Origin of the sequence: Micromonospora sp. NPDC006766, from assembly GCF_040636055.1 — a bacterium.
Lineage (GTDB): Bacteria > Actinomycetota > Actinomycetes > Mycobacteriales > Micromonosporaceae > Micromonospora.
This window is the reverse complement of sequence record NZ_JBEYIX010000127.1, coordinates 1-2,542: the sequence shown is the minus strand read 5'-3', so window position 1 is coordinate 2,542 and position 2,542 is coordinate 1. Positions and strand designations below refer to the sequence as shown.

At 66.7% G+C, this 2,542-nt stretch carries 3 protein-coding genes; 2 read left to right on the top strand and 1 reads right to left on the bottom strand.

Annotation, left to right across the window (positions count from 1 at the left end; genetic code table 11):
- Positions 1–156 precede the first annotated feature (156 nt).
- Positions 157–960, top strand: coding sequence for a CPBP family intramembrane glutamic endopeptidase (locus ABZ671_RS32650; RefSeq protein ID WP_357865402.1), 804 nt, complete (start codon positions 157–159; stop codon positions 958–960).
- Between the two features lie 95 nt (positions 961–1,055).
- Here the strand turns inward: ABZ671_RS32650 and ABZ671_RS32645 are convergent, their stop codons facing one another.
- Positions 1,056–2,204, bottom strand: a complete 1,149-nt coding sequence (locus tag ABZ671_RS32645; protein ID WP_357865399.1) for a transposase — start codon at positions 2,202–2,204, stop codon at positions 1,056–1,058.
- A gap of 24 nt (positions 2,205–2,228) precedes the next feature.
- On the opposite strand from ABZ671_RS32645, the gene tnpA reads away from it, so the two are divergent.
- On the top strand, positions 2,229–2,542 hold a 314-nt coding region (gene tnpA, locus ABZ671_RS32640; protein WP_357865396.1), incomplete at its 3' end, for an IS200/IS605 family transposase.

Below are 2,542 nucleotides of genomic sequence, written 5' to 3'. Positions count from 1 at the left end.
ACACAAAGAGCATCGATGCACCCAACCCCGTGAACACCACCCAAGAGAAGGCTCTAGCCTGCTAACCAACCCTCCGCGTTATCGGGGGAACCTCAAGGTCTGACCGTCCGGTCGGTCCGCACATTCTTCCTCGCCACGTTCGCTCTGTCCTGGGGCATGGGCATGTTGTACGTGCTGTTCCAGGCGAAGGTCGAGGCGGTCTTCGGGCCGATGGGCTACACCAACCCGGTGTTCATCCTCATGGTCTACGCACCCGGGATCGTGGGCGTGTTCATGGTGTGGCGCCACTACGGGTTGTCCGGCCTGCGCAGCTATCTCCGTCGCTTCACGTTGTGGCGGATGTCGCTGTCGTGGTGGCTGGTGCTGCTGATCGGCATGCCGGCGGTGTTCTATGCCGGAGCGGCGATCACCGGCAACCTGGACGACCCATTCCCCTTCTCGCCGTGGTACGCCGTGCTGCCGGCCCTGCTGGCGATGCTGTTCATCGGCCCCATCGAGGAACTCGGCTGGCGAGGCGTGGCGTTGCCGCTGCTGCAGCGGCGATTCTCGCCGCTGTGGGCCGGGCTCCTGCTCGGCCTGGTGGTGGCGTTCTGGCACACGCCGTCGTTCCTGTTGAGCGGGACGAAGCAGTCCGCGTGGGCGTTCTGGCCGTTCTTCTTCGGCGTCGTGGCGATCAGTGTCATCCTCACGCCGATGTTCAACGCCGCACGGGGAAGCCTGCTGGTGCCGTTCCTGTTCCACGCGCAGATGAACAACCCGGTCTGGCCCGATGCCCAACCGTGGGACATGTGGCTGTTCGTCGCGGTGGCGGTCGTGGTCGCCGTGGTGAACCGCAAGGCCCTGCTCGACCGCGGCGCGGCGGCGACCGCGATCCTCACTCCGGGTGACGAGGCCGTCGACTCCGCAACGACGCAGAGCCGTAGCGTGGTCGCCCGGCACGGCTTGTCGTCGCGGCCATGACCATCGACGCCGCAGCGGCGGCCGCCAACGTGCAGTCAGCTTCTCGGCCCTGAAGGACCGAGCTTGCAGATCATGCCCGGTGCTGGCTGCATCGGTCACGCCGCGTTCGGCAGGCTGACGGCTACCCAGTCCGCGGCACCGCGTGCGGCGATGTTGCGGGCTGCGTTCACGTCGGCGTGTTCAGCGAAGCCGCACGACGTGCATCGGAAGGTGGCTTGGTTGGGGCGGTTGGCCTTGGCGATGTGTCCGCAGGCGCAGCAGCCCTGCGAGGTGCACGCCGGGTCGACGTGGACGAGCGCCACCCCGGCCCGGGTCGCCTTGTAGGCGATGAACTGGCCAAGCTGGTGGAACGCCCAGGTGTGCAGGGTGACCCGCTGGGGCCGTCGGAGCCGTACCCGGTCGCGGATGCCCGTGAGGTTTTCCAGGGCGATCCCGCGGCCGGTGCGTTCGGCCTCGGTCACGATCTGCTTGGCGATGCGATGGTTGGTGTCGGCCGCGAACCGGGTTTCCTTACGGCGTCGGGCCTTCAACAGCCGCTTGGCCGACTTGGTGCCGATACGCTGGAGCTTGGCCCGCAGCCGCTGATTGCGGTGCCGCACCCGGTTCAAGCGTTTGCCGGAGTGTCGGGTGCCGTCGTTGGTGGTGGCGATGTTCGCGATGCCCAGGTCGACGCCGAGGAACCCGTCAGGGTCTTTCACCTCGACGTCGGGGATGTCGCAGGTGGCGTACAGGAACCACTTGCCGTCACGGTAGACAAGGTCCGACTCGCCCTTGCGGTGGGCTGCCAGCGCGGCATGCTGCTGCTTGGAGCAGCCGAACCGAACCCGGCTCAGCCGGCCGCCGACGGCCCAGATCGACACCGTGCGGTCGGCGATCTGCCACGACAGGCACCGGTCGTCAAACGGCTGTGCGGCATCCCGGCGGAAGCCGATCGGCTTCCCCTCGGCCTTGCGGCGGCGCTTCGACCCCGGCTTGCCGAGGTTGCCGGCCCGGATGTTGGCTTTCAGGGTGGCGTATGCGCCGGCGACCTTACGGGCGACGTGGATCGCCGGCTGGGCCGACAGGCCCATGTCCTTCAACCGCCCGTAGGTGAGCCGCTGCAACGCCTGCTTCGCGAAGGTCCGCCGCCCGAACGCCTCAGCCGAGGCGAGGTTCGCGGCTTCGTTGCACAAGTCCAGCGTCGCCCGAAGCGTCGCTTCCTGGGCGGCGTCCGGATACAGCCGAACCTGCACAGCGATCTTCATCGTCCACAGTCTATCATTTCGTCTGTGTCGCCACGATGGACGCCAAACCCCGATATTCGGCGTGGTCGTAGCGTTGTCTACAACCTGCACGTGCATCTTGTCTTCGTCACCAAATACCGGCGTGACGTGCTCAACGACGCCATGCTCACCCGATGCGGGCAAATCATGGCCGACGTGTGCGACAAACTCGGTGCCCAGCTGCGGGAGTTCAACGGCGAAGACGACCACGTCCACCTGCTCGTCCACTACCCGCCGAAACTGCCGATCTCCACCCTGGTCAACCGACTCAAGGGCGTCTCCGCGCACTACCTGCGGCAGGAGTTCACCGGCCGGATCAA